25 protein-coding genes and 1 pseudogene are annotated in these 24464 nt (G+C 59.4%); 14 read left to right on the top strand and 12 right to left on the bottom strand.

Translation table 11 applies throughout. From position 1 onward, the window contains the following. Positions 1–372 precede the first annotated feature (372 nt). A pseudogene (locus AC3WQN_RS12740) lies at positions 373–612 on the top strand (YebG family protein); the annotation flags it as partial. Between the two features lie 182 nt (positions 613–794). Here AC3WQN_RS12740 and AC3WQN_RS12735 read toward each other — a convergent pair. Both AC3WQN_RS12735 and AC3WQN_RS12730 read right to left on the bottom strand, forming a co-directional pair. Next, positions 795–2585 (bottom strand): acyl-CoA dehydrogenase C-terminal domain-containing protein, encoded by a 1791-nt coding sequence (locus AC3WQN_RS12735; RefSeq protein ID WP_103401808.1) that lies wholly within the window; start codon positions 2583–2585, stop codon positions 795–797. A 138-nt stretch (positions 2586–2723) separates the two neighbouring features. Continuing rightward, on the bottom strand, positions 2724–3743 hold the full coding sequence (locus AC3WQN_RS12730) for a Leu/Phe/Val dehydrogenase (RefSeq protein ID WP_095077742.1): 1020 nt from the start codon (positions 3741–3743) through the stop codon (positions 2724–2726). A 184-nt stretch (positions 3744–3927) separates the two neighbouring features. Here AC3WQN_RS12730 and AC3WQN_RS12725 point away from each other — a divergent pair, with 184 nt between their 5' ends. Then, a complete protein-coding gene (locus AC3WQN_RS12725) occupies positions 3928–4731 on the top strand; it encodes a SirB1 family protein (protein WP_103401809.1) in 804 nt (267 codons plus the stop codon). 41 nt (positions 4732–4772) lie between these two features. On the opposite strand, the gene AC3WQN_RS12720 is transcribed toward AC3WQN_RS12725, so the two are convergent. The 4 genes from AC3WQN_RS12720 to hmgA all read right to left on the bottom strand — a co-directional run bounded on the left by AC3WQN_RS12720 (position 4773) and on the right by hmgA (position 9563). Next, a complete protein-coding gene (locus AC3WQN_RS12720; protein WP_095144947.1) occupies positions 4773–6134 on the bottom strand; it encodes an MFS transporter in 1362 nt (453 codons plus the stop codon). Between the two features lie 165 nt (positions 6135–6299). Then, positions 6300–6938: a maleylacetoacetate isomerase gene (gene maiA, locus AC3WQN_RS12715; RefSeq protein ID WP_103401810.1), complete on the bottom strand. Its 639-nt coding sequence runs from the start codon at positions 6936–6938 to the stop codon at positions 6300–6302. Between the two features lie 12 nt (positions 6939–6950). Beyond that, complete coding sequence (fahA, locus tag AC3WQN_RS12710) at positions 6951–8255, bottom strand: fumarylacetoacetase (RefSeq protein ID WP_103401811.1); 1305 nt, start codon at positions 8253–8255, stop codon at positions 6951–6953. Between the two features lie 3 nt (positions 8256–8258). Beyond that, positions 8259–9563 (bottom strand): homogentisate 1,2-dioxygenase, encoded by a 1305-nt coding sequence (gene hmgA, locus AC3WQN_RS12705; protein WP_103401812.1) that lies wholly within the window; start codon positions 9561–9563, stop codon positions 8259–8261. Positions 9564–9725: 162 nt separating this feature from the next. Between hmgA and AC3WQN_RS12700 the strand changes: the two genes are divergently transcribed. Both AC3WQN_RS12700 and AC3WQN_RS12695 read left to right on the top strand, forming a co-directional pair. Then, positions 9726–10532 (top strand): IclR family transcriptional regulator, encoded by an 807-nt coding sequence (locus tag AC3WQN_RS12700; protein WP_103401813.1) that lies wholly within the window; start codon positions 9726–9728, stop codon positions 10530–10532. A gap of 637 nt (positions 10533–11169) precedes the next feature. Continuing rightward, entirely contained in the window at positions 11170–11934 is a 765-nt protein-coding gene (locus tag AC3WQN_RS12695; RefSeq protein ID WP_103401814.1) for an N-acetylmuramoyl-L-alanine amidase, read from the top strand. Between the two features lie 80 nt (positions 11935–12014). On the opposite strand, the gene AC3WQN_RS12690 is transcribed toward AC3WQN_RS12695, so the two are convergent. The 4 genes from AC3WQN_RS12690 to AC3WQN_RS12675 all read right to left on the bottom strand — a co-directional run bounded on the left by AC3WQN_RS12690 (position 12015) and on the right by AC3WQN_RS12675 (position 15415). Continuing rightward, entirely contained in the window at positions 12015–12926 is a 912-nt protein-coding gene (locus AC3WQN_RS12690; protein ID WP_103401815.1) for an SDR family oxidoreductase, read from the bottom strand. Between the two features lie 131 nt (positions 12927–13057). Further along, on the bottom strand, positions 13058–13960 hold the full coding sequence (locus AC3WQN_RS12685; protein ID WP_103401816.1) for an alpha/beta fold hydrolase: 903 nt from the start codon (positions 13958–13960) through the stop codon (positions 13058–13060). After that, positions 13961–14743 carry a class II aldolase/adducin family protein gene (locus AC3WQN_RS12680; RefSeq protein ID WP_103401817.1) on the bottom strand — a complete coding sequence of 261 codons (783 nt, stop codon included), beginning with the start codon at positions 14741–14743 and terminating at the stop codon, positions 13961–13963. A gap of 216 nt (positions 14744–14959) precedes the next feature. Continuing rightward, positions 14960–15415 carry a flavodoxin gene (locus AC3WQN_RS12675; RefSeq protein ID WP_103401818.1) on the bottom strand — a complete coding sequence of 152 codons (456 nt, stop codon included), beginning with the start codon at positions 15413–15415 and terminating at the stop codon, positions 14960–14962. Positions 15416–15567: 152 nt separating this feature from the next. On the opposite strand from AC3WQN_RS12675, the gene AC3WQN_RS12670 reads away from it, so the two are divergent. Both AC3WQN_RS12670 and AC3WQN_RS12665 read left to right on the top strand, forming a co-directional pair. Further along, complete coding sequence (locus AC3WQN_RS12670) at positions 15568–16032, top strand: PAS domain-containing protein (protein WP_103401819.1); 465 nt, start codon at positions 15568–15570, stop codon at positions 16030–16032. A gap of 63 nt (positions 16033–16095) precedes the next feature. Then, positions 16096–16701 (top strand): hypothetical protein, encoded by a 606-nt coding sequence (locus tag AC3WQN_RS12665; RefSeq protein WP_103401820.1) that lies wholly within the window; start codon positions 16096–16098, stop codon positions 16699–16701. A 3-nt stretch (positions 16702–16704) separates the two neighbouring features. Here the strand turns inward: AC3WQN_RS12665 and AC3WQN_RS12660 are convergent, their stop codons facing one another. After that, a complete protein-coding gene (locus tag AC3WQN_RS12660; protein ID WP_103401821.1) occupies positions 16705–17661 on the bottom strand; it encodes a MerR family transcriptional regulator in 957 nt (318 codons plus the stop codon). Between the two features lie 210 nt (positions 17662–17871). Between AC3WQN_RS12660 and AC3WQN_RS12655 the strand changes: the two genes are divergently transcribed. The 6 genes from AC3WQN_RS12655 to AC3WQN_RS12630 all read left to right on the top strand — a co-directional run bounded on the left by AC3WQN_RS12655 (position 17872) and on the right by AC3WQN_RS12630 (position 20910). Continuing rightward, the gene (locus AC3WQN_RS12655) at positions 17872–18441 is read left to right on the top strand and encodes an antibiotic biosynthesis monooxygenase (protein ID WP_103401822.1); all 570 of its coding nucleotides are present in this window, start codon (positions 17872–17874) and stop codon (positions 18439–18441) included. Between the two features lie 80 nt (positions 18442–18521). Continuing rightward, positions 18522–19232, top strand: coding sequence for a dihydromonapterin reductase (folM, locus tag AC3WQN_RS12650; RefSeq protein ID WP_103401823.1), 711 nt, complete (start codon positions 18522–18524; stop codon positions 19230–19232). Between the two features lie 21 nt (positions 19233–19253). After that, entirely contained in the window at positions 19254–19811 is a 558-nt protein-coding gene (gene folE / locus AC3WQN_RS12645) for a GTP cyclohydrolase I FolE (RefSeq protein WP_095144966.1), read from the top strand. A gap of 2 nt (positions 19812–19813) precedes the next feature. After that, complete coding sequence (gene folX, locus AC3WQN_RS12640) at positions 19814–20185, top strand: dihydroneopterin triphosphate 2'-epimerase (RefSeq protein ID WP_095077796.1); 372 nt, start codon at positions 19814–19816, stop codon at positions 20183–20185. Between the two features lie 97 nt (positions 20186–20282). Beyond that, complete coding sequence (locus AC3WQN_RS12635; RefSeq protein WP_095077800.1) at positions 20283–20579, top strand: DUF1244 domain-containing protein; 297 nt, start codon at positions 20283–20285, stop codon at positions 20577–20579. Then, positions 20572–20910, top strand: coding sequence for a HopJ type III effector protein (locus tag AC3WQN_RS12630; RefSeq protein WP_103401824.1), 339 nt, complete (start codon positions 20572–20574; stop codon positions 20908–20910). The genes AC3WQN_RS12635 and AC3WQN_RS12630 overlap by 8 nt, the downstream gene beginning before the upstream one ends. A gap of 203 nt (positions 20911–21113) precedes the next feature. On the opposite strand, the gene trxB is transcribed toward AC3WQN_RS12630, so the two are convergent. After that, positions 21114–22070 (bottom strand): thioredoxin-disulfide reductase, encoded by a 957-nt coding sequence (trxB, locus tag AC3WQN_RS12625; RefSeq protein ID WP_095077808.1) that lies wholly within the window; start codon positions 22068–22070, stop codon positions 21114–21116. 312 nt (positions 22071–22382) lie between these two features. On the opposite strand from trxB, the gene cysZ reads away from it, so the two are divergent. Next, positions 22383–23138 carry a sulfate transporter CysZ gene (cysZ, locus tag AC3WQN_RS12620; protein ID WP_095077812.1) on the top strand — a complete coding sequence of 252 codons (756 nt, stop codon included), beginning with the start codon at positions 22383–22385 and terminating at the stop codon, positions 23136–23138. A 63-nt stretch (positions 23139–23201) separates the two neighbouring features. Beyond that, positions 23202–24377 carry a glycosyltransferase family 4 protein gene (locus tag AC3WQN_RS12615; protein ID WP_103401825.1) on the top strand — a complete coding sequence of 392 codons (1176 nt, stop codon included), beginning with the start codon at positions 23202–23204 and terminating at the stop codon, positions 24375–24377. The last annotated feature ends 87 nt before the right edge of the window (positions 24378–24464 follow it).

Here is a 24464-nt window from a genome sequence, read left to right as displayed (position 1 = left end):
GTCTCATACAAAACCCGTACGGGACAATACATTTCTACCGTTCACCATTCAGGAATGGTCTTGGACTACGGAAAATATGGCATATTCTTACAGGCGCGACCTACTGTGCAGACTCGATTAATGCAGCGCTAGCGAGTGAAAATATCGCGATACCAAACAATTATGATTATTGAGAACCAGCCATATCCCAGAGCATTAGCCGCACTACTTTAAACATTATGCAAGGGACTGCATTGATCCTGGGAGACAAACCCGCAAACACGTCTACATTAAAAAGCCACTACCCAAAGCGCAGGGATTCGCTTATCCTTCGCTGTATATAAATACAGTAGTCGTAAAAGACAACTAATGTGAAGGCATGTGAGGTGGTAAATGGCCGTCGAAGTGGTATACCGCAGCAGCCGAGATCTGGAGCGCTTGTTCATGGATAAAGCCGAAGCTGACCGTCATGACAAAATGCTCGAACTGGCCGAATTGCTGGCTGAAGTGTTGCAAAAAGCCGTTCCGTCCCTGACCGAACAGCAGGTCGAAGAAGCCGGGATCTACATGGCGAAAAACCGCGATGTGTTTGCCAAGGCGTTCAAGAGCCAGCCGGATGCCCTGTCCGAATTGCTGAACGTGCCCGCTCCGGCAGTGGAATCGGTTGAGCCTGCCGAACCTGTCGAACCGCCCGCCAAACCGGCCAAGGCCGCCAAAGCCGCGAAGTAAGCAACGTGCGAATTGAAAAGGCCCTGGATCATGAGATTCAGGGCCTTTTTCATGCCCGTGTTTTACAGGACATCGGGATGGAATGGTTAAAACGCGAAACTGGTTTCCGGCATCGCCATCAAGGAGTCCGCGCCCGCCAGAATAGCCTCACGATGGGCACTGGCCCGGGGCAGAAGCCGATCCGTATAGAACGCTGCGCTGTACAGCTTGGCCTGGTAGAACCCGGCCTCGTCAGTGCCCGAAGCCAAGGCGGCTTCGGCCCGGGCCGCCGCCTGCAGCCAGAACCCGGCAATCAGCACATAGGCCGAATACTGCAAGAAGTCCACGGAGCAGGCTCCGATCTCCTGCACATTGCGATTGCTCGCTTCGAGGATATGGGTCGTCAGTTCCCGCCACTCCTGCAGACGAACCTGCAGCGGTATCACCAACTGGCTCAACCGCCCCTCAAGCGACTGGCGGGTGCACCACTGGCTCAGCTCGTCTTGCAGGAGGCCGAGTTCCTTGCCGCCATCACCCAGCAGTTTTCGGCGAATGAAATCCAGCGCCTGGATGCCGTTAGTCCCTTCATAAATCTGCGTGATGCGGCTATCGCGCATCAACTGTTCCATGCCCCATTCACGGATAAACCCGTGACCGCCGTAAATCTGCACACCGAGGCTGGCGACTTCCTGGCCCATGTCGGTAAAGAATGATTTCACGATCGGGATCAGTAATGCCGCGCGTTGACGCGCACGCGTGCGAGCCTCCTGATCCGGGTGACCATGTTCCAGATCCAGTTGTTGCGCCGTGTACGCCGACACCATCCGGCAGCCTTCGATCAAGGTTTTCTGGGTCAGCAACATCCGTCGAACATCGGGGTGGACGATGATCGGGTCTGCGGCCTTTTCCGGCGCGGCAGCCCCCTGCAAGGCTCGGGATTGCAGCCGCTCCCGGGCGTAGCGCACAGAACCCTGGAATGAACGCTCGGCAACGCCCAGCCCTTGCAAACCGACTTGATAGCGCGCGTCGTTCATCATCGTGAACATACAGGCCAACCCCTGGTTCGCCGAGCCGATGATCCAGCCCGTGGCGCCATCAAAGTTCATCACACAGGTCGAGGCGCCCTTGATCCCCATTTTGTGTTCGATGGCACCGCAACCGAGGTTGTTTTTTCGCCCTGGACGGCCATCCGCATCGGCGATGAATTTGGGCACCAGCAGCAGACTGATTCCTTTGACGCCTGGCGGAGCATCCGGCAGGCGGGCCAACACCAGGTGCACAATATTCTCGGAAAGGTCCTGCTCACCCCCGCTGATGAAAATCTTGCTGCCGGTGACGGCATAACTACCGTCCGCTTGCGCGATGGCGCGGGTTCGCAACAGTGAAAGGTCAGTGCCGGCCTGGGGCTCCGTCAGGCACATGGTCCCGGTCCAGGTGCCTTGGACCATTTTTTCCAGGTAGCTGTTTTTCAGCGCCTCGTCACCGTGCTTGTACAGCGCCAGCACGGCGCCTTCCGTCAACCCCGAATACACCCGGAACGACAAGCTGGCGGCCATCAGCATCTCATGGAAGCTGGCCGACACCATTTGCGGGAATGCCTGGCCACCGTACTCGGCAGGTCCGGTCATGCTGGCCCAGCCGTTATCGACATATTGTTGGTAGGCTTGCGCAAACCCCTTGGGGGTTGTGACCTGGCCATTGACGAGGGTCACGCCTTCTTCGTCGCTATTACGGTTCAGCGGCGCGACCACCTCTGCGGCATAGCGAGCCGCTTCGTCCAGGACGCCGTCAATCAATGAGCGATCAAGGCCGTGCCCCAGCAGCTCACAATGGGCACTGACATCAAACAGTTCATGGAGCACGAAACGCATGTCACGCAAAGGTGCTTGGAAGCTCATACACGGCCCTTCTACATCGGCAAGGATTGGTTTCTCCCACCTTGCCGATGAAGTTGCGGACCACCACAAGCCGAGCCTGACAAAAAATGCTCACTTGCCCTGCCATGCAGAAAAAAGACCCACCACCAGCTTGGGCGCTCAGCGATACAGCAAGCGCTCCGCCAACTCGTCCGCCACCCGTGCCGGCGAGCGTTTTTCCGCCTGGGCGTGGGCAAAGACTTCCGTGAGGCGCGAGCTGATTTTCGAGAGGTGGGCGGTGATCGTCGGCAACTCTTCGCCCTGGTGTTTCAGTGCGACATAAATCAACCCACCGGAATTGATCACGTAGTCCGGCGCATACAGAATGCCGCGATTCTCCAGTTGGTCCGCCACCTGCAAATTGGTCAGTTGGTTATTGGCCGACCCCGCCACCGCCGCACAACGCAATTGCGCCACGCTGTGGCTGTTGAGCACTCCGCCCAGGCCGCACGGTGCGAGGATGTCACAAGGCGTGCTGAGCAAGGCATCGTTGGCAATCGGATGGGCCCCCAAAAGCTCCATTGCCAGCTGGACTTTTCCCGCATCGATGTCGCTCACCAGCAGTTCGGCGCCCGCTGCGTGCAACTGCTCGGCGAGGGCAAAACCGACATTGCCCAATCCCTGGATTGCCACCCGCAGGCCCTCCAGGTTGTCGCTGCCCAGTCGCGCCATGGCAGTGGCTCGAATACCGGTGAACACCCCCATGGCCGAATGCGGCGAGGGGTCGCCCGAGGCCGTGGTGCTGGTGACATGCTGGGTTTGCTGGGCAATGCAGTCCATGTCGGCCACCGAGGTGCCGCTGTCGATGGCGGTGATGTAGCGTCCGTCGAGCTGCTCGACGCAACGGCCGAAGGCCTCGAACAGGGCCGCACGGTTCTCGACATGGGGCTGGCGCATGATCACCGCCACCCCACCACCCAGCGGCAATCCGGCCAGGGCTGCCTTGTAACTCATGCCTTGCGCCAGGCGCACGGCATCGATCACGGCGCTTTCATCGTCGGGATAGGCAAGGTAGCGGCAACCGCCCAGGGCGGGGCCCAAACGGCTGCAATGAATGGCGATCACGGCCTTTAACCCGGTGGCCGGGTCAACGCTCAGGTGCAGCGATTCAAGGCGAGTGCTTTGCATGAGAGCGAACATCGTAGGGCTCCCGAATCACTTCCAGTAGTCGCCAGTATAGGCTTGCGGCTAAAAATTGCTGAAGCGCACCGGAATAAGCAGAGTGAGTCGTAGAGGCTTTAGGACATATCCCGCGACACCCCGTGCAAGGCACTGGACGAATGCCCGTGACGGGGCTAAAACGAGGCATTCACCGGAGATTTCGATGAAACCGCGCCAAGCTTTTTTCGCCTGCCTGCAACGCTCGCCACCAGCGCTTTTTGAAGCGGCGCTGTGGATCGCGGCCGAACATGATCCCGAGGTGAAACCCGAGTTATTGCTCGAGCAGTTCAAGGACGTCGAGCAACGGGTCAGCGCCGGTTTACCGATGTTGCCGGTCAGCGAACTGGGCCAGCCGTTGTTGCGACGGCTCAACGACATGGGCTATCAACAGGACGAATCCTCCCCGCTACGCCCACAGGCGGCATTGCTCAACAAAGTACTGGAGCGGCGGCGTGGGCAACCACTGGCGTTGGGCCTGGTAGCCCTGGAACTGGCTCGACGACTGGAGATCCCGATGGTTGGCGTCAACTTCCCCGGGCATTTTCTGTTGCGAGTGCCTGGCGCCGACCATCTGCTTGATCCATGCGGCGGTAGACGCCTGTACCCCAACGATTGCCGCGAGCTGCTGCAACGTCAGTTCGGCCCGAACATGCAGCTCAACGCCGAGCATCTGCTGACCTGCGAACCGGTACAGATGCTCCAGCGCCTGTCACGCAACCTGCGCCAGTTGCACTTGAGCAATGACGACAACCTTAACGCCCTGATCGACGCCGAGCGGGTGCTGGAACTGGGAAATGCCAGTGCCAGCGACTACCTGGCCCGCGCCAGCCTGTATCAACGCCTGGACTGCCCCAACGCCGAACGCTATGACCTGGAGCACGCCCTGCTGCTCTGCGAAGACCCTATCCAGCGCATTCGCCTGACCGAACGGCTGGGGCATCTGCCGCCCAACGCTATCGTGCATTGATTCCCGCGATCCTGGCACCCCAGTGTTACTGACAGAGCGCGTTATCGTTCATCGTGAGCAAGCTCGCCCCCAATAGGACTCGGGGCTGTATCCACGGGTGAACGCACCTGAATGATCAACAGCGCGGCAATCACTGCCGGAATCGCACAGAAGAAGAAAATCTGCTCCACGGGAACATGCATCGCCAACAACATGCTGCCAAACAGCGGGCCAAGAATCGACCCGAAACGCCCGACGCCCAATGCCCAACCGGTGCCAGTGGCTCTAACGTGAGCCGGATAGAAGTTACTGGCAAAGGCATTGAGGGTCAGTTGACCACCAATGATGCAGAAACCCGCCGCGAACACGAAAGCCACCAGGTAGCGTGGATTGTCATGGTTCAGGCCCAGCAGGATGGTGCACACCGCGGCTGCCGCCAGCACACCCGACAACAGACGTACTTTGCGCTTGAGACGGTCGGCGATCCAGGCCATGCAGATTGCACCGACCGTGCCGGCGAACAGGAACATCGACGTCACCAGATTAGCGTCCTTGAGTGTCAGGCCGCTTTCCAGCAGCAATGACGGCAACCAGCTGATCATGAAATACAGCAGGATCAAGCTGACAAAGAATGTCGACCAGATCAGCAACGTAGGCCGTGCGTAACCGTTGCGAAAGAGCTCCACCACTGTCAGCTTGCTGCCCTGCTCCTGCTCATTCTGTTGCACCGAAGCCGCCGGAGGCTGCCAGTTCGGCAGCATGCGGGCAGTGACTTTGCGCAGTCGCGCATAAGGCGGCTGATCACGCAGCAAGCGCGGCAGGGATTCAGGGAGAAACCAGAACAGGAAAGGGAACAGCAGCAAAGGCGCGACACCTCCCGCCAGGAACACCGCCTGCCAACCGAAACTGTCGATGAAACCGGCCGCCACAAAGCCACCCGCAGCGCCGCCAAACGAAAAACCGCATGCTGCAAGCGTGACCATCAGCGTGCGCAGGCGGGGGGGTGAGTATTCGGACATCAGCGCCATGGCACTGGGCATCGCCCCGCCCATGCCTATACCGCAAATGAACCGTGCAACCATCAAGGTGTTCAAAGAGTCGACGAAGACCATCAACACCGTGAGGCTGGCGTAGATCAACACACAGCACAGCAGAATTCGCCGCACACCGAAGCGGTCAGCCAAGGGGGTGACCGCCAGCGAGCCCAGGGTAAGACCCAGCAGGTTGGCACTGAACACCGGGCCGAACGCCGCTTTTTCCAGCCCCCAATCCTGCGCGAGCGCAGGCACTACATAACCCAGGACCTGTGCGTCGTAGCCGTCAGTCACCAGCAACAACGCGAGAAGCAACAAGAGCAACCACTGATAACGCGACACCGGGCGGGCGTCGAGCGCCGACCGAAAGCTGGCAATCTGATTATGCATCGCAAGGTACCTTTATTATTTTTTGGTTATGCCGGGGGGGATTCCACATCTCTTGCGGGAGCGGGCTTGCCCGCGATGAATGATGAAGTGGTGCAAGCAACACACCGCGCTGTTCCTGTGGGGACGAGCTGGGCACCGCCCGGCCCGCCCCCACAGGGGCTGGTGTTACGCCGGGGTATCGGGCTGATTCGCCGGATGAGCCTTGATGAAGGCCGGGTGTTGCGCCGCCAGGGCTTCCACTCGACGAATCCGGGGGAACGCCTCAAGGGAGATACTGAAGCGCTCCGCTGCATACAGCTGTGGAATCAGGTAGACATCCGCCACCCCCGGTGCACTGCCGAAACAGTAACCCTCATCGCCGATCAACTGCTCGACCGCCGCCAGTCCCTGAGTGATCCAGTGACCGATCCACTGCACCACCTGCGGCTCGTCGTGCCCCAGCTGGCGCAGTTGATTGAGCACACTGACGTTGTGCAGCGGATGAATGTCGCAACCGATCAACGCCGCCACCGAGCGTTCGTGCGCGCGCCTGGCCAGGTTGCCGGACAGCAGCGGCACCTGGGGGTAACGCTCCTCCAGGTACTCGATGATCGCCGGTGACTGGATCAGCAATTCGCCTTCGTCCGTGCGCAAGGCCGGCACCCGGCCTTGCGGGTTGATCTGCAAGTAGGCCGGCTGCCGGTGTTCGCCCCCTTGCGGCGCGATCAGGTTGACCGGCAGTGCCTGGTAATCCAGCCCTTTGAGCGCCAGGGCAATGCGCACCCGAAAGGATGAGGTCGAACGGTAGTAAGTAAAGAGTTCCATGGCCTGAACCTCTTAGCGTGCTGGCAGGATCTTGCCACGGCATTCGCCGAAGCCGATGGACGCAAAGCCGTCACGGCTGCAACGGGCGCGCAGGATGATTTCGTCGCCGTCTTCAAGGAACTTGCGCACCTCGCCAGACGCCAGCTCAATCGGTTTTTTACCGCCCTCGGTAATTTCCAGCAGGCTGCCGAACTGGCCGTTTTCCGGACCCGACAAGGTACCCGAGCCAAACAGGTCGCCGGCCTGCAACTGGCAGCCGTTGACGCTGTGGTGCGCAACCATTTGGGCAACGGTCCAGTACATGTGCTGGGTGTTGCTCAGGGTCAGTCGATAGGCGGGCAGACGCTGTTCACGCATGGTTTCGGTGAGCAGCAGCACTTCCAACTCGATATCAAAGCCCCCGGCGGCCTGATCGCGCTTGTCGAACAGGTACGGCAGTGGCTGCGGATCACCCTCAGGGCGCGCCGGCTGGGCACGGCGGAATGGCTCCAGCGCTTCGGCGGTCACCACCCACGGCGAGATGCTGGTGATGAAGCTTTTCGACAGGAACGGACCCAGTGGCTGGTATTCCCAGGCCTGGATATCCCGGGCCGACCAGTCATTGAGCAGGCAGAAACCGGCGATGTGTTCGGCGGCGTCACCGATGGCAATCGAATCACCCATCTCGTTGCCCTGGCCGATCCAGATCCCCAGCTCCAGTTCGTAGTCCAGGCGTGCGCACGGGCCGAAAGTCGGCTCGGTCTGGCCGGCTGGCAGGGTCTGGCCTTTCGGGCGACGGACGTCGGTGCCGGAGGGACGGATGGTCGAGGCGCGGCCGTGATAACCGATCGGCACATACTTGTAGTTCGGCAGCAGCGGGTTGTCCGGACGGAACAGTTTGCCAACGTTCTGTGCGTGCTCGATGCCGACATAAAAGTCGGTGTAGTCATTGATTTTCGCCGGCAGGTGCATCTGGCAATCGGCGGCCAGTGGCAGCAATTTCGCGCCTTGGGCTTCGATCTTGCCGTGCAGGGTGCTGCCTTCGGCGAACAGTTCCAGCAGGCGCTCACGCAGGGCAACCCGCGCACCGCGACCGAGGTCGAAGAACGCGTTCAGTTGGCCGCCACGGGTGGCTTCGACGGCCGTGCGTGCAGCACCGTCAAACAGGCCGGCCTCGAGTGCCGCTTCCAGGTCAAAAATGTGCTCACCGATGGCCACGCCGCTGCGCGGCGCCGAACCCTGAGTGCTGAACACGCCCAGCGGCAGGTTCTGCAACGGGAAATCCGCGTGGCCGTTGGCGGAGGCAACCCAGCTACGAGTGGGGGTGGTCTGGATCATGGGTTATCTCCGATTCGGATTGAAAGTGACGGGCAGCGAAGCCCAGCAAGCATCATAGGTGTTTTGCAGTTGCGGGCAGTCGAGTGCGAAACGGCTTGGGCGCAATACCTGGCTGGTCTCGAACATGAACGCCATGGTGTTGTCGATCTTGCTCGGTGTCAGTTCGACATTGATCGCCTTGGTGCAGGTCTCGCCATCCGGTCCGTGAGCGCTCATGCAACTGTGCAACGACGCGCCGCCCGGCAGGAAGCCTTCAGCCTTGGCGTCGTAGGCTCCCTGGATCAGGCCCATGAATTCGTTCATCAGGTTGCGATGGAACCAAGGCGGACGGAAGGTGTTCTCGGCAACCATCCAACGTGGCGGGAAGATCACGAAGTCGAGGTTGGCCAGGCCATGAACGCTGGTGGGCGACGTCAGAACGGTGAAGATCGATGGGTCCGGATGGTCGAAGCTAACAGTGCCGATGGTGTTGAAACGACGCAGGTCGTATTTGTACGGGACATTGTTACCGTGCCAGGCCACGACGTTGAGCGGCGAATGGTCCAGCTCGCACCCCCACAGTTCACCGAGGAACTTCTGTACCAGGGTGGTCGGCTGCCTGAGATCTTCGTAGTGCGCGACCGGGGTCAGGAAGTCCCGAGGGTTGGCCAGGCCGTTGCTGCCTATCGGCCCCAGGTCCGGCAGACGCAACGGCGCGCCATGGTTCTCGGCCAGGTAGCCACGAGCTTGCGGGTCGAGCAGTTCGATACGGAATTTCAAGCCCCGCGGCAGTACCGCTATTTCCAGCGGCTCCAGTTCCAGCACGCCCAGCTCGGTGACAATACGCAAACGGCCCAACTCAGGCACCAGCAACCATTCGCCATCGGCATTGAAGAACACCCGTTCCATGGAGCGATTGGCGCAGTAATGGTAAATGCTGATGCCGGACGGTTTTTCCGAACCCGAGTTGGCGGCCATGCTCACCAGGCCGTCGATGAAATCAGTCGGCTCGGCGGGGATGTCCAACGGGTTCCAGCGCAAGCGGTTGGGCGTCACTTCGCCCAGCGGACCACCGGCCAGTTGCCGCTCCAGCTTGACGAACGCCGGGTGGTTGGCCGACGGCTGAATACGGTACATCCAGGTGCGCCGCGCTTCGCTGCGAACCATGGTGAATGCGGTGCCGGAGAACAGTTCGGTGTAGAGCCCGTAAGGGGCTTTTTGCGGAGAGTTCTGGCCGACAGGCAATGCGCCAGGCAGCGCTTCACTGCTGAATTCGTTGCCGAAGCCTGACTGATAAACCAGCGCCGGTGCCGTTGAATCGAGGTTCATGGAGCCTCCTGAACAGGGAGTAGGCCGTGGCCATGGCTCCTTTTCAGAGTCTCGGCACGCCCAGGTTATTTTTATCGTAATTCGATTACGCTTAACGTAATTTGATTGGTATTGACCGTCAAGCTATAAAGACGCCCATTCATCTCCAGGCATGACTGAACCATGGAAAAGCCGCGCGCAACCAGCGACAGCAACGGTAAACAGAAAGTCCGCTCGGCCGAGGTCGGCACCGACATCCTCAAGGCGTTGGCCGAGTTGTCGCCGTCGACGTCATTGTCGCGTCTGGCCGAACACGTGCAGATGCCGGCGAGCAAGGTTCACCGCTATCTGCAGGCGCTGATCGCCAGCGGTTTTGCCGAGCAGAACACGACGACCAACCACTACGGTCTGGGCCGTGAAGCCTTGCGCGTCGGCCTGGCGGCCCTGAACAGTATGGACGTGCTGAAAGTCGCCGCCCTGCCACTCAGCGAGTTGCGCGACGAGCTGAATGAAACCTGTTTCCTGGCGGTGTGGGGCAATCAGGGGGCAACCGTGGTGCACATCGAGCCTGCGGTGCGGGCGGTGACGGTGGTGACCCAGTTAGGCTCGGTGCTACCGCTGCTCAGTTCGTCCACCGGCCTGGTATTCGGCGCGTACTTGCCGCATCGGGAAACCGCCGAATTGCGAGAGCAGGAAGTCCAGGCCGCAGAGGCTCACCCCTTGGCCGATGAACAGGCCTACAGCACCTTGTGCGAACAGATTCGCCAACGCGGCCTGCACCATGTGCATGGCTTGCTGATGCCAGGCGTCGATGCGCTCTCGGCACCGGTGTTCAATGCGGTTGGACAGATTGCCGCCGTGCTGACCATCGTCGGCCCGACGTCCTTGTTCCACGCCGACGAAAACGGGCCGGCGGCGCAGCGCCTGTTGGCAGCAACCCGGGCCGTGAGCTGGCGCATGGGGCATGAACCCGCCACGGCCTTGACCTGATCGCTGCACGACTGCACTCAGGTAAAAAAATCCAAGGCCTTGGCCACCGCCTGGGTTCGACGTTCAACCGCGCACTTTCCGAGGATCAATACCCTTGCGGGCCCGGGACTTTGAACCGGGCATGGACGGACAGGATGACGGGGGTATCAGCCACACCCATGATGCAAGCGCACCAAAGTCGAGATCGCGACTGTTGCCAATGATGTAACAGTGCATGTCTCGAATCGCTATTTTTCCCATGCAAAGAAGAACTTACTATTGTCTGGCTTTCACGGGAAACACCCTGAATGCGCAAAGGCACTCAAGTGTGGATCGTCCACTTGCCCTGCCAAAAAGTTCAGATGAGTTGAGCCTCCGATTCAATTCATTGCCCGCTGTTCACTGACGTTGATTTGTAGCTCCTTGATCTAACGTCTTACCTTGGCCGCTGCGTTTGCAGCGGCCTTTTTTATGCGCAGGTTTTTATTCACTACAACCTGGCACTACAGCACCGGCGATACAAAGCCAGACAACACTAACGCCCTCTCCTACACAAGCACCAGATAAGCGCCACACAATTACCGATACCTCACTGATAGGCTAATTTTAACTGGCGGTAAACGCCAACTAAAATACGTCTATAGCAGAGTTATCAATCATGTTCCCCATCAATACCCAATACCGTTCCACCAAAGGTTACAACAGCCGAATTCGATTTCTGATCCTTCACTACACTGCCGGCAACTTCTCAAGTTCGATCGCAGCACTGACCGGCCCCAGCGTCAGCGCTCATTACCTGATCCCCGACGTTACCGACCCCACCTACGCCAAGGCCGGGCTCACGGATCAGCAGATTTTCAGTCTTGTCGATGAACGGCAGCGGGCATGGCACGCCGGAGTCAGCCAGTGGGACAATCGCAACAATCTCAATGACACCTCGATCGGTATCGAGGTGGTCAATCTGGCGAGTGACAATCAGGGACACTTCAACTTTCCGCCTTATCACCCTCTGCAAGTCGCCGCGATTGAGCAACTGGCACTGGACATACTCAAGCGCTACCCGGACATCAGTGCGCGTAATGTCCTGGGCCACTCCGACATTTCCATTGGCCGAAAGAGCGACCCGGGCCCGGAATTTCCATGGCATGCGCTGTATTTGAAGGGTATCGGCGCCTGGTTTGACCCAGTGACTCAACGCACTTTTTTCAACGAATATCAAACAAACGGACTGCCCACGCGCCAACAGTCACTCACACTCTTCAAGTCTTATGGGTATGACATTAAGGCGGCCAACACGAAGTCTGGATTCCAGCAACTGGTGCGGGCATTCCAGCTGCATTTTCGTCCTGAAAAATATGATGGCGCCATGGATCTGGAAACAGCGGCGAACCTGGCGGCACTGGTTAAAAAGTACTCGAAATAGCACCCTGTTCAACATACGAGTATCGTAACTTGATCGAACACTCTACCGAGGCCGCTGCATGAGCAGCGGCCTTTAACTTGTTACAACGAATACTTCTGCAAATTCCCCATCATCTCCTTCAACGCTTCAATGTTGTCCTTCGGATGTGCCGCACCTTCGAAGTCGCAGATCTGCTGCCAATGGGCCGCTACCTCTTCTGGCGAAAAACCCTCGCGCGGATCAAACCCGGCACCGAGACTACGCTCCCAGCGCACTTTACCCATCCAGCCGCCACCCACTTCGAACAGCCCGGAGGTTTCCTGGCAGTTTTCGCTCGCCAGGTACACCACCAGCGGGCTGACCAGTTCCGGTTTCAGTTGCTCGAACACGTGTGGTGGGATCAGGCCTTCGGTCATGCGTGTACCACCGGTCGGGGCGATGGCGTTGACCAGGATGTTGTTTTTGCGGCCTTCGATGGCCAGGGTACGGGTCAAGCCATAGAGGCCGAGCTTGGCCATGCCGTAGTTGGACTGGCCGAAGTTGCCGTAGATGCCCGACGTCGACGCGGTGAAGATTACCCGACCGTAGTTTTGCTCGCGCATGTGCGGCCAGGCGGCACGGGTGACTTTGTAGGCGCCCTCGACGTGGACGCGGTAAACCAGGTCCCAGTCGCTGTCGTCCATTTTATGGAACGTCTTGTCCCGCAGGATCCCGGCATTGTTCACCACCACGTCGATCCGGCCAAAGGCGTCGAGTGCGTGCTGAACGATTTTCTCGCCGTCGGTCACCGAGTCATGGTTGGCGATGGCAGTACCGCCGGCCTCGCGAATCTCGGCGACCACTCGGTCAGCTGCGCTGGCGTTGGCCCCCTCGCCTTGCGCCGAGCCGCCAAGATCGTTGACCAGCACGTTGGCCCCGTGCCTGGCGAACAGCAACGCATGGGCCCGTCCCAGGCCGCCGCCCGCCCCCGTCACGATCACGACTTTATCTTCGAAGCGCACAGACTCATTCATTACCCAACTCCAGCAGGCCCAAGGACAGTGAACCCGAGTGTCGGGCACACGGCATGCACTCACAATCAAGTGGGCTGAAGCTGAATGGTGGACGATAAGGCAGGGGGATGATCGAGCGGTGTGCCAGGCGATCAGGAACAGGCGACTTTCAACGCCAGGGAACTCAGATGCTCACGAAAGGCCAGGTAGTGCTTGAGCACCTGCACCGGCGCTTCAATCTGCGGGTAATGACCAATGCCTTGCAGCAACACGGTGTCCGGATTGGCAATCAGCGCCCGGTAGCGTTCGACCATGTGTCCACCCGACACCGGGTCGGCTTCACCGTCGATCACCCGTAGTGCAACCTCTCCCGTCTGCATGGCGCGAACCCAGCGATTGCGCAGTGCACGGCGTTGCGGCACATAGGCGATCAGCTTGTGCAGGATACGCGGCCCATTGTTGCTGTTGATCAAACTCCAGAAATCGTCCAGCTCGCTTTCACTGAGGCGGGATCGGGGACCGAAGATCTGCCGAAAACTCTTGACCAGGGTATCTCGCGTAAAGGCTCGCCCGATCATCCAGCCCAAGGGGCTGAGCAACAATTTCTGCATGAGCACCGGCCGATGAGTCTCGGGAAACAGCCCGCCGTTGAGGAACACGCAACTGGCAATCTGCGCTCGATCCTCTTCGTGCCGGGCCAGTAACTCCTGTGCCACGCTGTCCCCATAATCGTGGGCCAGTAGATGCACGGGTTGGTCGATGCCTAAATGAGCCAGTAGTGCCTGCTGCAGGTCTGCCTGCTCCAGCAGACAGTATTCATGGCCGAGGGGTTTCGCCGAGTCGCCAAAACCGAGCATGTCGCAAGCGATCACCCGATAACGCTGGGCCAGGGGCTGCCACAGGTAGTGCCAATCCCAGCTGGCGGTGGGAAAGCCGTGGATCAGCAGCAAGGGTTCGCCCTGGCCAGCCACCCAATAGCGGATGGCCTGGCCACGGAACACAAAGCTCTGGCTTCGTTTGCGCCAGACGCATAACGGGATTTCGGCGAGAGACATTTAGAGTCTGTAACCCGGGTCTTGTTGATCGAGTTTGCGCAGCAACGCAGGCCAGGCCAGCGCGCCACCCATTCCTTGAGCACTTTTGGTCACGCCGGCAATCATCGCTCTGGCGCCGGCGAGGATCTGCGGTTCGATGGCAATCAACTCGGCCCCGCCACTCTGCGCCAGCACCTGGATATCGCAGGCGCGCTGGAAGGTGAACATCATCAGAAAAGTGTCGGCGATCGTGCTGCCACAGGTCAGCAGCCCATGGTTGTGCAGCATCAGGAAGTGGTTCTGCCCAAGGTCCTCTTGCAGGCGTGCCTTCTCCTCATGGTTCAAAGCAACACCTTCATAAGGGTGATACGCCAGGCTGGAGAGGACAAACAACGATTGCTGACTGATCGGCAGCACGCCTTGCTTTTGCGCAGAAACCGCTACGCCCGCTGCCGTGTGGGTATGCAGCACGCACGCCACGTCGTGACGCACTTCGTGCACCGCGCTATGGATGGTGTAACCGGCGGGGTTGATCTCGTACGGACTGTCCATTTGCTTGTTGCCGGCCCGATCGACCTTGACCAGGCTCGACGCGGTGATTTCGTGAAACATCATCCCGAACGGGTTGATCAGGAAATCTTCGGTGCCCGGCACCTTGGCCGAAATGTGGGTGAAGATCAGATCATCCCAGCCATGCAGAGCCACCAGCCGATAACAGGCGGCCAGATCCACCCGCGCCTGCCACTCGGTGACGCTGACCTGATCTCTGACATTCGGGGTTGATGCTGCGGGGGCTGCGCTCACGACAAGACCTCAGTTCTTATTATTCTCAACATGTGAAAACAGTCTAGTCAGCTATCGGCATTCGGGTAGTTGCATTGGCAGCCAGCTTAATGACCTAACGAGTCAGTACATTTTCCAGTCGACTGGGTCGTGCCCCATGGCACGACACCCACTTGAGCAGGCCCCCGGCGAACGGCGTCTGGTCACACTGCCCTGCATAGTCGCGCGAGCGTCCGATCAACCGCGCAGTGCGCTGATCAGCTCAGCCAGCCAAGGTTCGGCATCCGTTTCGGGGGTCACACTTTCACTGGCGTCCAGGCGCAACATGGGCAGCACTTCACGCACCCCCAACTCGCTGAACAGCTCGCGCATCTGTTCACCGCCACCGCAGAAGGTATCACCGTAACTGGCATCGCCCAGACCGATCACCGCGCCCGGCAAACCGCGCCAGGCCGCTGGCAACGTATCGCGAATCATCGAGTACAGCGGTTGCAGGTTGTCCGGCAGCTCGCCCATGCCGGTGGTCGAGGTCACCGCCAGAAACGCTTCAGGGCCGAATGCCTGAACATCCGCCAGGGTCGCGCGCGGGTTATGCCAGGTCTCGAACCCCGCAGCATTGAGTAGCTTGGCCGCATGTCGGGCGACTTCTTCAGCCGTGCCGTAGACCGAGCCGGAAAGGATGGCGACTTTCATCAATCTGATCCTGAATCTGAGTGAAAACCGGAATACTAACAGCTGACGCAAAAAAACTGCGATTGACTCTCAATCAGCAATGATAGCCAGTGGACAGTTTCCCGGCCTGTCATAGAATGCAACGCACCACTCAACGCAGAAAGGACTCTTCGATGATCAACGCTCAATTGCTGCAATTGGTGATCAACGCTTCAAACGATGGAATCGTGATTGCCGAAAGGGAAGGCGAAGACAATATCCTGATCTACGTGAACCCGGCCTTCGAAAAGCTCACCGGTTACAGCGCTGAAGAAATCCTCTATCAGGACTGTCGTTTTCTCCAGTCTGGAGATCGCGATCAACGCGCCTTGGGCAGTATCCGTGAAACGCTGGAAAACGGCGGTTCCTGTCGCGAGGTCCTGCGCAACTACCGCAAGGACGGTACACCGTTCTGGAATGAACTGTCGCTTTCAACGGTGTATAACGAAAGCGACAAGCAGACATATTTCGTCGGTGTACAAAAAAACGTCACGGCCCAAGTCAAGGCCCAACTGCGGGTCGAACAACTGGAAGCCGAGTTGAGCACATTGAAAGCCCAATTGCGGGCGCTCAATACGACAAACGGTCAAAACAACTGAACGAATCAATGGTCACTAACTACAATCACCAATGACTTTGTAATTATATCTTTCGAGTAAACCATGCACCGCGATGCCCTTCTGACTCAGGATGAACTCGATTTCATCCAGATGATGCAACACAACCCGCAGCTCAACGTGCGTGACGCAACGTCGAGCCTGCTGGTGAATGGGGGCGCCCAAATTCGCGACCTGCTGACTCGCCTGGCAGCGCACGAGCAAGTGACCATCCAGGCACAGTTTGAAAACCAGCAGATAACCTTCCCCCTGCACCTGGTCGAAGACGAGTTTCATGCGCTGCATTTGCGCCTGGGCGTACCGAGCATCTATGAAGACGGCCCCATGGTTCGCCCGTGGCGCCTGGTGCTTGAAGAGCCGGTCGCGCTGGAAAACGCCAAAGGCCAGCCAGGCATGCTGTGGGTACATGAAGTGTCATTCAAAGGGGTCCTGCTGGAAGTGCGCAATCGCACCAAGCCACCGAAAAGCTTCGCGCTGTGGTTCAGCCCTTCAGGTTATGAGCGTATCGCCCTGCGCGGCACCTTCGAGCGGGAAACCGAACACGGTTACTACGCCTATCGGCTCAACCAGGGCGACAAGGACGAAACCGAACGGTTGCGTCAGTACATCCTTCAGCAACACCGCCTGACCCACCCTGCCCTGCACACCTGAGCATCAGGTATCGAGCGTTCCCAGAAGGAACCGCTGCAGACGCTGTTGCATCAGCCCGCCTTCGCTACCCAGGCAGCCAATGGACGACCCGGCCAGGCTGTCCTGTGCCAGGTCCGACGCATCGCCGACCAATAGCAGACGGCAATCCAGGCTCATTGCCAGACGATTCAGACGACGAGTGAAGTCCGGTGTCGGCGCCCGATTGGAAACCAGCACCAGTGCCTGGGGCTGGATTTTTTCACAGACCAGGGTCAGTTCATCAAAGGGCTTTCCCAACGCCAGTACCCTGACACCCATGTCCTCGCTGCCCAGATACAACGCCGCCAACAGCAACTCAAGCTCGTGACAGTGCCCTTCGATGGCAGCCACGGCGACCCGCACCGGCCGCGAACCGCGCAACATGATCAGACGCTGGAGAAGCCTGGTACGCAGGAACCCGTCGAGCATCACCCACTCGCTGGTTTGTCCGAAGACATCCTTCTGTTGCAGTAGCTGCGCCCATAACGGCATGAAGATGTCCTGGAACACCACGGCCAGTGAATAGGTGGAAAAGACCTGACCGTAGATACGCCCCAGTTCGACATCATCGAAATGACTCAGCGCAGCCTTGATCTGGGTTTGCCACTGGGCATAGTCGGCCTGGCCCAGCTCATCCGGGATGATCTTCGAGACAACCCGGATTTCACGGCTTTGGGTCAGAATCCGCCCTACCTTGCTGACCGCCACGCCCCGGCCAATCCAGCCAAGAATGCTGCGAATCTGCTCGATATCGGTCATGGAGTAGAGTCGATGTCCGCTTTCGGTGCGCGTCGGCTGAATCAAACCATAGCGCCGCTCCCAGGCACGCAGGGTTACGGGGTTGACGCCTGTCAGGCGCGCCACTTCTCGAATCGGGAACAATTGCTCCTGACTGACGGCAAGAGGAGCCAATAAAGGCTCGTGAAGCTCAGTATCTTCCATGGGCGCGTGGACATCCTTGCCAAGTCGGATCTTACTTTATCCCTCAAGCGCCCCCGACATTCAAGCGCGCGGCATTCGACGAAGGTCGTTGGTGTTTTTCGCACAATCAGGAATAATTCTTGCCTGTTTGTTAGCGCAGTCCTCTACCCCGGCGCTGCGTTTCGCATGCCTCTTACCCGGAAATGCATGCACGTCATATGGAGATACAAAATGTCTACCTCACCGGTCACCCTGATGGTGGCGCGTCGCGTTGCCAATGGGCGCTATCAGGACCTGATCGCCTGGTTGCGCGAAGGCGAACAACTGGCCACCGACTTCCCTGGTTATCTGGGCTCTGGCGTGCTCGCTCCGCCGCCCGACGATGACGAGTTCCAGATCATCTTCCGCTTTGCCGACGAGAAAACCCTGCACGCCTGGGAACATTCCGTCTCGCGCACCACGTGGCTTGCGCGCGGCAGCGACCTGTTTGCCCACCCCTCCGAGCATCGCGTCAGTGGCATCGACGGTTGGTTCGGTGCCATCGGGCAACGTCCCCCTCGCTGGAAACAGGCCGTGGCGATCTGGCTGGCGTTTTTCCCGGTCTCGCTGCTGTTCAACTTCGTCCTCGGTCCATTGCTCAACGACATGAGCATGCTGCCCCGCGTGCTCGTCAGCACGCTGGCCCTGACTCCGCTGATGGTCTACCTCTTCATTCCATTGTCGACCCGCCTGCTGGCCGGCTGGTTGAACAGCACGCCTGTACGGTCGTTGCCCACCGAGCCCTCCACACAGAATCGCTGATCCCCCACCGGTGCGCTTGGCATAGGTTAACAAGGCTCGTCGCTGGTATAGTTTTGCCATACCCGCCGTGCGAGCTGCCCATGCCCCCTTCCCTTGCCCCGATCCTCATCACCGGCGCCAGCCAGCGTGTCGGGCTGCATTGCGCCAAACGGCTGCTGGAAGACGGTCAACCGGTGATCGTCAGTTACCGCAGTGAACGCCCCGGCGTGCAAACCCTGCGCGATCTGGGGGCGATCACACTGTTCGCGGACTTCTCCAGCGAATCCGGGATCCTGGCCTTTATCAGCGAACTGAAACAGCACACCCACTGTTTGCGCGCCATCGTGCATAACGCCTCCTCCTGGCTGGCAGAAACGCCTGACACCGAAGCGAGCGCATTTACCCGGATGTTCAGCGTGCACATGCTGGCGCCTTACCTGATCAACCTGCACTGTGCAGACCTGCTGGAGCGCTCGACCCCGGCGGACATCGTGCACATCAGCGACGATGTCACGCGCAAGGGCAGCAGCAAGCACATCGCCTACTGCGCCAGCAAAGCGGGGCTCGACAGCCTGACCCTTTCGTTCGCGGCAAAGTACGCCCCGAAGATCAAGGTCAACGGTATCGCCCCCGCCCTGCTACTGTTCAACCCCGACGACGATGCTGCCTACCGCGCCAAGGCACTGGCCAAGTCCGCGCTGGGCATCGAGCCCGGTGCCGAAGTGATCTACCAGAGCCTGCGCTATTTGCTGGACAACCCTTATGTCACCGGCACGACCCTGACCGTCAACGGCGGACGGCACGTCAAGTAAGCCGCCCCGCGAGGATGTTCCATGACGTTATTGCCCCAGCACTACCGTGAGATCCTGATCGGCCTGGGTGAAGACCCCGACCGTGAAGGCCTGCTCGACACCCCGTTGCGCGCGGCCAAGGCCATGCAGTACCTGTGTCATGGTTATGCGCAAAGTGTCGAAGAGATTGTCAACGGTGCACTGTTCGCCTCTGACAATGATGAAATGATCATCGTCGACAACATTGAGCTCTACTCACTCTGCGAACATCACCTGCTGCCCTTCATCGGCAAGGCCCATGTCGCTTATATTCCTACCGGCAAGGTGCTGGGCCTGTCGAAGATTGCGCGCATCGTCGACATGTTCGCCCGGCGCTTGCAGATCCAGGAAAACCTCACCCGGGAAATCGCCGAGGCGGTGCAGCGTGTGACCGGCGCCGCCGGTGTTGCGGTGGTGATCGAGGCCCAGCACATGTGCATGATGATGCGCGGCGTCGAAAAACAGAATTCGATCATGAATACCTCGGTGATGCTCGGCGCTTTTCGCGAGTCGAGCACCACCCGTCAAGAATTCCTGCAATTGATTGGACGGAGCAAGTAGCAATGCCACAACTTCAACCAGGAATGGCCCGCATCCGGGTCAAGGACCTGTGTCTGCGGACCTTCATCGGGATCAATGAGGATGAAATCCTCAACAAGCAGGACATCCTGATCAACCTGACCATCCTGTATGCCGCCCAAGACGCGGTACGCGATAACGACATCGATCACGCGCTCAACTACCGCACCATTACCAAAGCGATCATCGCCCACGTGGAAGGTAACCGGTTTGCGCTGCTCGAACGCCTGACCCAGGAGTTGCTGGACCTGGTCATGGCCAACCAGAGCGTGCTCTACGCCGAGGTCGAAGTCGACAAACCCCACGCCCTGCGCTTTGCCGAGTCGGTGTCGATCACCCTCGCGGCAAGCCGCTGAGCTTTGAGCTACAAGCCGTAAGCTTTAAGCTAGAAGCCAACGTAATCCATATCTTGCAGCTTGAAGCTTGCCGCTTGAAGCTGGCTCAGAGAGACCTATGACCGACCAACAACGCCTGGAACTTGAAGCCGCCGCTTTCCGTCGGCTGGTTGCCCACCTGGACAGCCGCAAGGACGTGCAGAACATCGACCTGATGAACCTCTCGGGGTTCTGCCGCAACTGCCTGTCCAAGTGGTACAAGGCCGCCGCTGACGAACGCCAGATCGAGGTCAGCCTCGACGACGCCCGTGAAGTGGTTTACGGCATGCCCTATGCCGAGTGGAAAGCCCAATACCAGCAAGAAGCCAGCGCCGAGCAACAAGCGGCGTTCGCCAAAGGAAAAACCCATGACTGACCTGAACACCCTGCGCGCCAGCCTGAACAGCGGCGAACACGCGTTCGCCGATACCCTGGCGTTCATTGCCGAAGGCTACGACTACCAGCCACAGGCCTTCAACAACGGTGGCGTGGAAAACGCCGCCGGGCAGAACGAAGGTTCGTGCAAGACCTTGGGCCTGGCCCTGCTGGAAGGCTTGAGCGATGAAGAGGCACTGCTGGCATTTGGCGAACACTACCGCTCGGTGGTGGCGACGCCTGAAGGCAGTGATCACGGCAACATCCGGGCACTGATTGCCCATGGCCTGGCGGGTGTGAAGTTTACGCAGCAGCCACTGGCGCGCCGCTGAAAGGAGCTTGGCTCGATCACTGTGGCGAGGGAGCTTGCTCCCGCTGGGGCGCGTAGCGACCCTAAAACCGGATGACGACTGCTTCGCAGCCGAGCGGGAGCAAGCTCCCTCGCCACAAAAGCTCATTCATCGCACGACGGCACTGATCGACAGATATAAAAAAACCGGCCAAGGCCGGTTTTTTCATTTCAACGCTCGCGAAATCAAGCGTTCTGCAGATCGTCCAAGTAACGCTCTGCGTCCAGTGCGGCCATGCAGCCAGCGCCCGCCGAGGTGATCGCTTGACGGTAGACGTGGTCAGCCACGTCGCCGGCGGCGAAGATACCTTCGAGACTGGTAGCAGTCGCATTGCCTTCACGACCGCCCTGCACCACCAGATAACCGTCCTTGAGGGTCAACTGGCCTTCGAACAGCGACGTGTTCGGGGTATGGCCGATGGCGATGAACACACCGTCGACTTTCAACTCGTCGAAGCTGCCATCGTTGTTCTTCAGGCGCGCGCCGGTCACGCCCATGTTGTCGCCCAGCACTTCGTCCAGGGTCGCGTTCAGCTTCAGTTCGATCTTGCCTTCGGCAACCCGGGCATTGAGCTTGTCGATCAGGATCTTCTCGGCACGGAAAGTTTCGCGGCGGTGGATCAGGGTCACCTTGCTGGCGATGTTGGCCAGGTACAGGGCTTCTTCAACAGCGGTGTTGCCGCCGCCGACCACGGCCACTGGCTTGTTGCGGTAGAAGAAACCGTCGCAGGTCGCGCAGGCCGAAACGCCTTTGCCCATGAAGGTCTCTTCCGACGGCAAGCCCAGGTAGCGAGCGCTGGCGCCGGTAGCGATGATCAGGGCGTCACAGGTGTAAGTGCCGCTGTCGCCGATCAGGGTGTACGGCTTGGCAGCAAAGTCGACGGCATTGATGTGATCGAAAACGATTTCGGTCTCAAAACGCTCGGCGTGCTCTTTCATCCGCTCCATCAGCGCCGGGCCGGTCAGGCCGTGAACGTCGCCCGGCCAGTTGTCGACTTCGGTGGTGGTGGTCAACTGACCACCCGCCTGCATGCCAGTGATCAGCAACGGCTTGAGGTTAGCGCGGGCGGCATAGACCGCAGCGCTGTAACCGGCAGGGCCGGAACCGAGAATAATCACTCGCGAATGACGTACATCAGACATGACTCACTCCTATCGACCGGCCGGTACTACCTGGCGCGGATGCCGGATTGCCGGCTGGAATAAAAAAGGACCGTGCCGACGCTTGGGGAAGCGCCATAGTGGGACAGCCCTGAAAAATAATGGGTGCAGCGTATCGAGGAGGCGAAGATTAAGGAAATACGGTTTAACAATCCAGCTCATAGGCGGTCTCTATACACCGGAGGTCTATTTATAGGCGCCTTTGTTACAGTTAATGTCGATGCCGTTACCGTGCTTTCGCCTGCCGGGCAAAGCCGGTAAGGTCGGCGCGTTTCTCATTGCTCGGAGCACACTATGCCCGCCCCCGTTCTGTCCGGCCCGCAATACCTGCGCGAAGGCCTCAAGCTGATCCTGAGTCCCGGCCTGCGCTTGTTTGTGCTGTTGCCACTGGCCATCAACCTGGTGCTGTTCGTCGGATTGATCTACCTGGCCAGCCATCAGTTCAGCCTGTGGGTCGACACCTTGATGCCCTCCCTGCCCGACTGGCTGAGTTTTCTCAGTTATGTGCTCTGGCCACTGTTCGTGGTGCTGGTGGTGTTGATGGTGTTTTTCAGCTTCACCATGCTGGCCAACGTGATCGCTGCCCCCTTCAACGGATTTCTCGCGGAGAAAGTCGAAGTGGTGGTGCGTGGCACCGACGATTTCCCGGCCTTCAGCTGGGGAGAACTGATCGCCATGATCCCACGCACCCTCGCCCGCGAGATGCGCAAGCTCGGCTACTTCCTGCCCCGGGCCCTGGCGCTGTTCATCCTGTCGTTCATTCCCGTGCTCAACCTGATTGCCGCACCGCTGTGGCTGGTCTTCGGCGTGTGGATGATGGCGATCCAGTACATCGACTACCCGGCGGACAACCACAAGCTGGGCTGGAACGAGATGCTCGCCTGGCTGCGCGAGAAACGCTGGCAGAGCATGGGCTTTGGCGGCAGCGTTTACCTGGTGCTGCTGATTCCCGTGGTCAATATCCTGATGATGCCGGCCGCCGTGGCTGGGGCGACATTGTTCTGGGTGCGCGAGCGCGGCGCGGAAAACCTGGTGGCCAAGCAAGGCTGACCCTTCATGAATTCGTCATCGCGCTGACACAATGACGACACGGCCTCAGCCGACACTGAGGCTATGACGACAGCCCTGCACATCACCCTGATCACCGAAACCTTTCCACCCGAAATCAACGGTGTGGCCAATACCCTTGGCCGCTTGTGCGATGGATTGCGCGCGCGTGGGCACCAGATCGAACTGGTGCGACCGCGCCAGGCGGGCGATCAGGCCCGAGCCAGTGATGACGAGCTGTTGCTCTGCCGAGGCTGGCCGCTGCCCGGATACCCTGGACTGCAATGGGGCCAATCGTCGATGCACAAGCTGCTCAGGCGCTGGAAGCGTCAGCGCCCGGACGTGCTCTACATCGCCACCGAGGGGCCATTGGGCTTGTCTGCCTTGCGGGCAGCACGGCGATTGGGCATTGCCGCGGTGAGCGGTTTCCACACCAATTTCCAGCAGTACTCCAGCCAGTACGGCCTCGGGCTGTTGACCCGGCTGCTGACGCACTACTTGCGCTGGTTCCATAACCGCTCCCAACTGACGCTGGTGCCCAGCGCCAGCCAGCGCCTGGAACTGGAGCGTCGGCACTTCGAGCGCCTGGCGCTGTTGTCCCGGGGAGTCGACAGCCAGTTGTTCCACCCGACCAAACGCCTGGGCTCTCTACGGGAAAGCTGGGGGCTGGCCAATGACGACATCGCGGTGATTCACGTGGGCCGGTTGGCCCCGGAAAAAAACCTGGGGTTGCTCAAACGCTGCTACCAACACCTGCAATCAACTTATCCACAGCGTCGGATGAAATTGATCGTGGTCGGTGACGGACCACAGCGCGCCGCCCTGGAAAAGGACATGCCCGATGCAATCTTCTGCGGCTCACAACGCGGTGAAGCCTTGGCCTGCCACTATGCATCCGGGGACATTTTCGTGTTCCCGAGCCTGACCGAAACCTTCGGCAATGTGGTACTGGAAGCACTGGCCTCAGGCCTTGGGGTGGTGGCCTACGATCAGGCCGCCGCGGCGCAGCACATTCGCCATGGCTACAACGGTGTCGTGGCGATGCCAGGGGATGAAGACGCCTTTTGCGATGCCGCTGGCTGGCTGTTGGAGGAAGCGGAGGCCCTGCGCTGCATACGCCTGAATGCACGTCAGCACGCGAGCCGTCAGGGGTGGACGGCGATCATCGAGCAGTTTGAAAGTCAGTTGCGCGGCGCGTGTGAGGGGGAATTGGCGGTACCGAACGCACCGACCTTGCCGTAACACCATGGCGAGCCAGCTTGTATGTTTAGACTTGTAGGGGTGGTGGGACTAAAAGCCAGCATCTGACTCTAGCCAGTACAGACCGTG

Source organism: Pseudomonas sp. FW300-N1A1 (assembly GCF_058789115.1).
This window is presented reverse-complemented; position numbering and strand designations above follow the sequence as displayed.

Bases quoted from the DNA above. Each gene is read 5' to 3' on its own strand.
- AC3WQN_RS12615 (WP_103401825.1), top strand. From the start codon at position 23,202: ATGACGACAGCCCTGCACATCACCCTGATCACCGAAACCTTTCCACCC.
- maiA (WP_103401810.1), bottom strand. From the start codon at position 6,938: ATGGAACTCTTTACTTACTACCGTTCGACCTCATCCTTTCGGGTGCGC.
- folE (WP_095144966.1), top strand. From the start codon at position 19,254: ATGACGTTATTGCCCCAGCACTACCGTGAGATCCTGATCGGCCTGGGT.
- AC3WQN_RS12660 (WP_103401821.1), bottom strand. From the start codon at position 17,661: ATGGAAGATACTGAGCTTCACGAGCCTTTATTGGCTCCTCTTGCCGTC.
- trxB (WP_095077808.1), bottom strand. From the start codon at position 22,070: ATGTCTGATGTACGTCATTCGCGAGTGATTATTCTCGGTTCCGGCCCT.
- AC3WQN_RS12695 (WP_103401814.1), top strand. From the start codon at position 11,170: ATGTTCCCCATCAATACCCAATACCGTTCCACCAAAGGTTACAACAGC.
- AC3WQN_RS12690 (WP_103401815.1), bottom strand. From the start codon at position 12,926: ATGAATGAGTCTGTGCGCTTCGAAGATAAAGTCGTGATCGTGACGGGG.
- folM (WP_103401823.1), top strand. From the start codon at position 18,522: ATGCCCCCTTCCCTTGCCCCGATCCTCATCACCGGCGCCAGCCAGCGT.
- AC3WQN_RS12700 (WP_103401813.1), top strand. From the start codon at position 9,726: ATGGAAAAGCCGCGCGCAACCAGCGACAGCAACGGTAAACAGAAAGTC.
- AC3WQN_RS12655 (WP_103401822.1), top strand. From the start codon at position 17,872: ATGTCTACCTCACCGGTCACCCTGATGGTGGCGCGTCGCGTTGCCAAT.
- AC3WQN_RS12630 (WP_103401824.1), top strand. From the start codon at position 20,572: ATGACTGACCTGAACACCCTGCGCGCCAGCCTGAACAGCGGCGAACAC.
- fahA (WP_103401811.1), bottom strand. From the start codon at position 8,255: ATGATCCAGACCACCCCCACTCGTAGCTGGGTTGCCTCCGCCAACGGC.
- AC3WQN_RS12635 (WP_095077800.1), top strand. From the start codon at position 20,283: ATGACCGACCAACAACGCCTGGAACTTGAAGCCGCCGCTTTCCGTCGG.
- AC3WQN_RS12725 (WP_103401809.1), top strand. From the start codon at position 3,928: ATGAAACCGCGCCAAGCTTTTTTCGCCTGCCTGCAACGCTCGCCACCA.
- AC3WQN_RS12730 (WP_095077742.1), bottom strand. From the start codon at position 3,743: ATGTTCGCTCTCATGCAAAGCACTCGCCTTGAATCGCTGCACCTGAGC.
- AC3WQN_RS12670 (WP_103401819.1), top strand. From the start codon at position 15,568: ATGATCAACGCTCAATTGCTGCAATTGGTGATCAACGCTTCAAACGAT.
- AC3WQN_RS12720 (WP_095144947.1), bottom strand. From the start codon at position 6,134: ATGCATAATCAGATTGCCAGCTTTCGGTCGGCGCTCGACGCCCGCCCG.
- folX (WP_095077796.1), top strand. From the start codon at position 19,814: ATGCCACAACTTCAACCAGGAATGGCCCGCATCCGGGTCAAGGACCTG.
- AC3WQN_RS12735 (WP_103401808.1), bottom strand. From the start codon at position 2,585: ATGAGCTTCCAAGCACCTTTGCGTGACATGCGTTTCGTGCTCCATGAA.
- AC3WQN_RS12675 (WP_103401818.1), bottom strand. From the start codon at position 15,415: ATGAAAGTCGCCATCCTTTCCGGCTCGGTCTACGGCACGGCTGAAGAA.
- AC3WQN_RS12685 (WP_103401816.1), bottom strand. From the start codon at position 13,960: ATGTCTCTCGCCGAAATCCCGTTATGCGTCTGGCGCAAACGAAGCCAG.
- cysZ (WP_095077812.1), top strand. From the start codon at position 22,383: ATGCCCGCCCCCGTTCTGTCCGGCCCGCAATACCTGCGCGAAGGCCTC.
- AC3WQN_RS12665 (WP_103401820.1), top strand. From the start codon at position 16,096: ATGCACCGCGATGCCCTTCTGACTCAGGATGAACTCGATTTCATCCAG.
- hmgA (WP_103401812.1), bottom strand. From the start codon at position 9,563: ATGAACCTCGATTCAACGGCACCGGCGCTGGTTTATCAGTCAGGCTTC.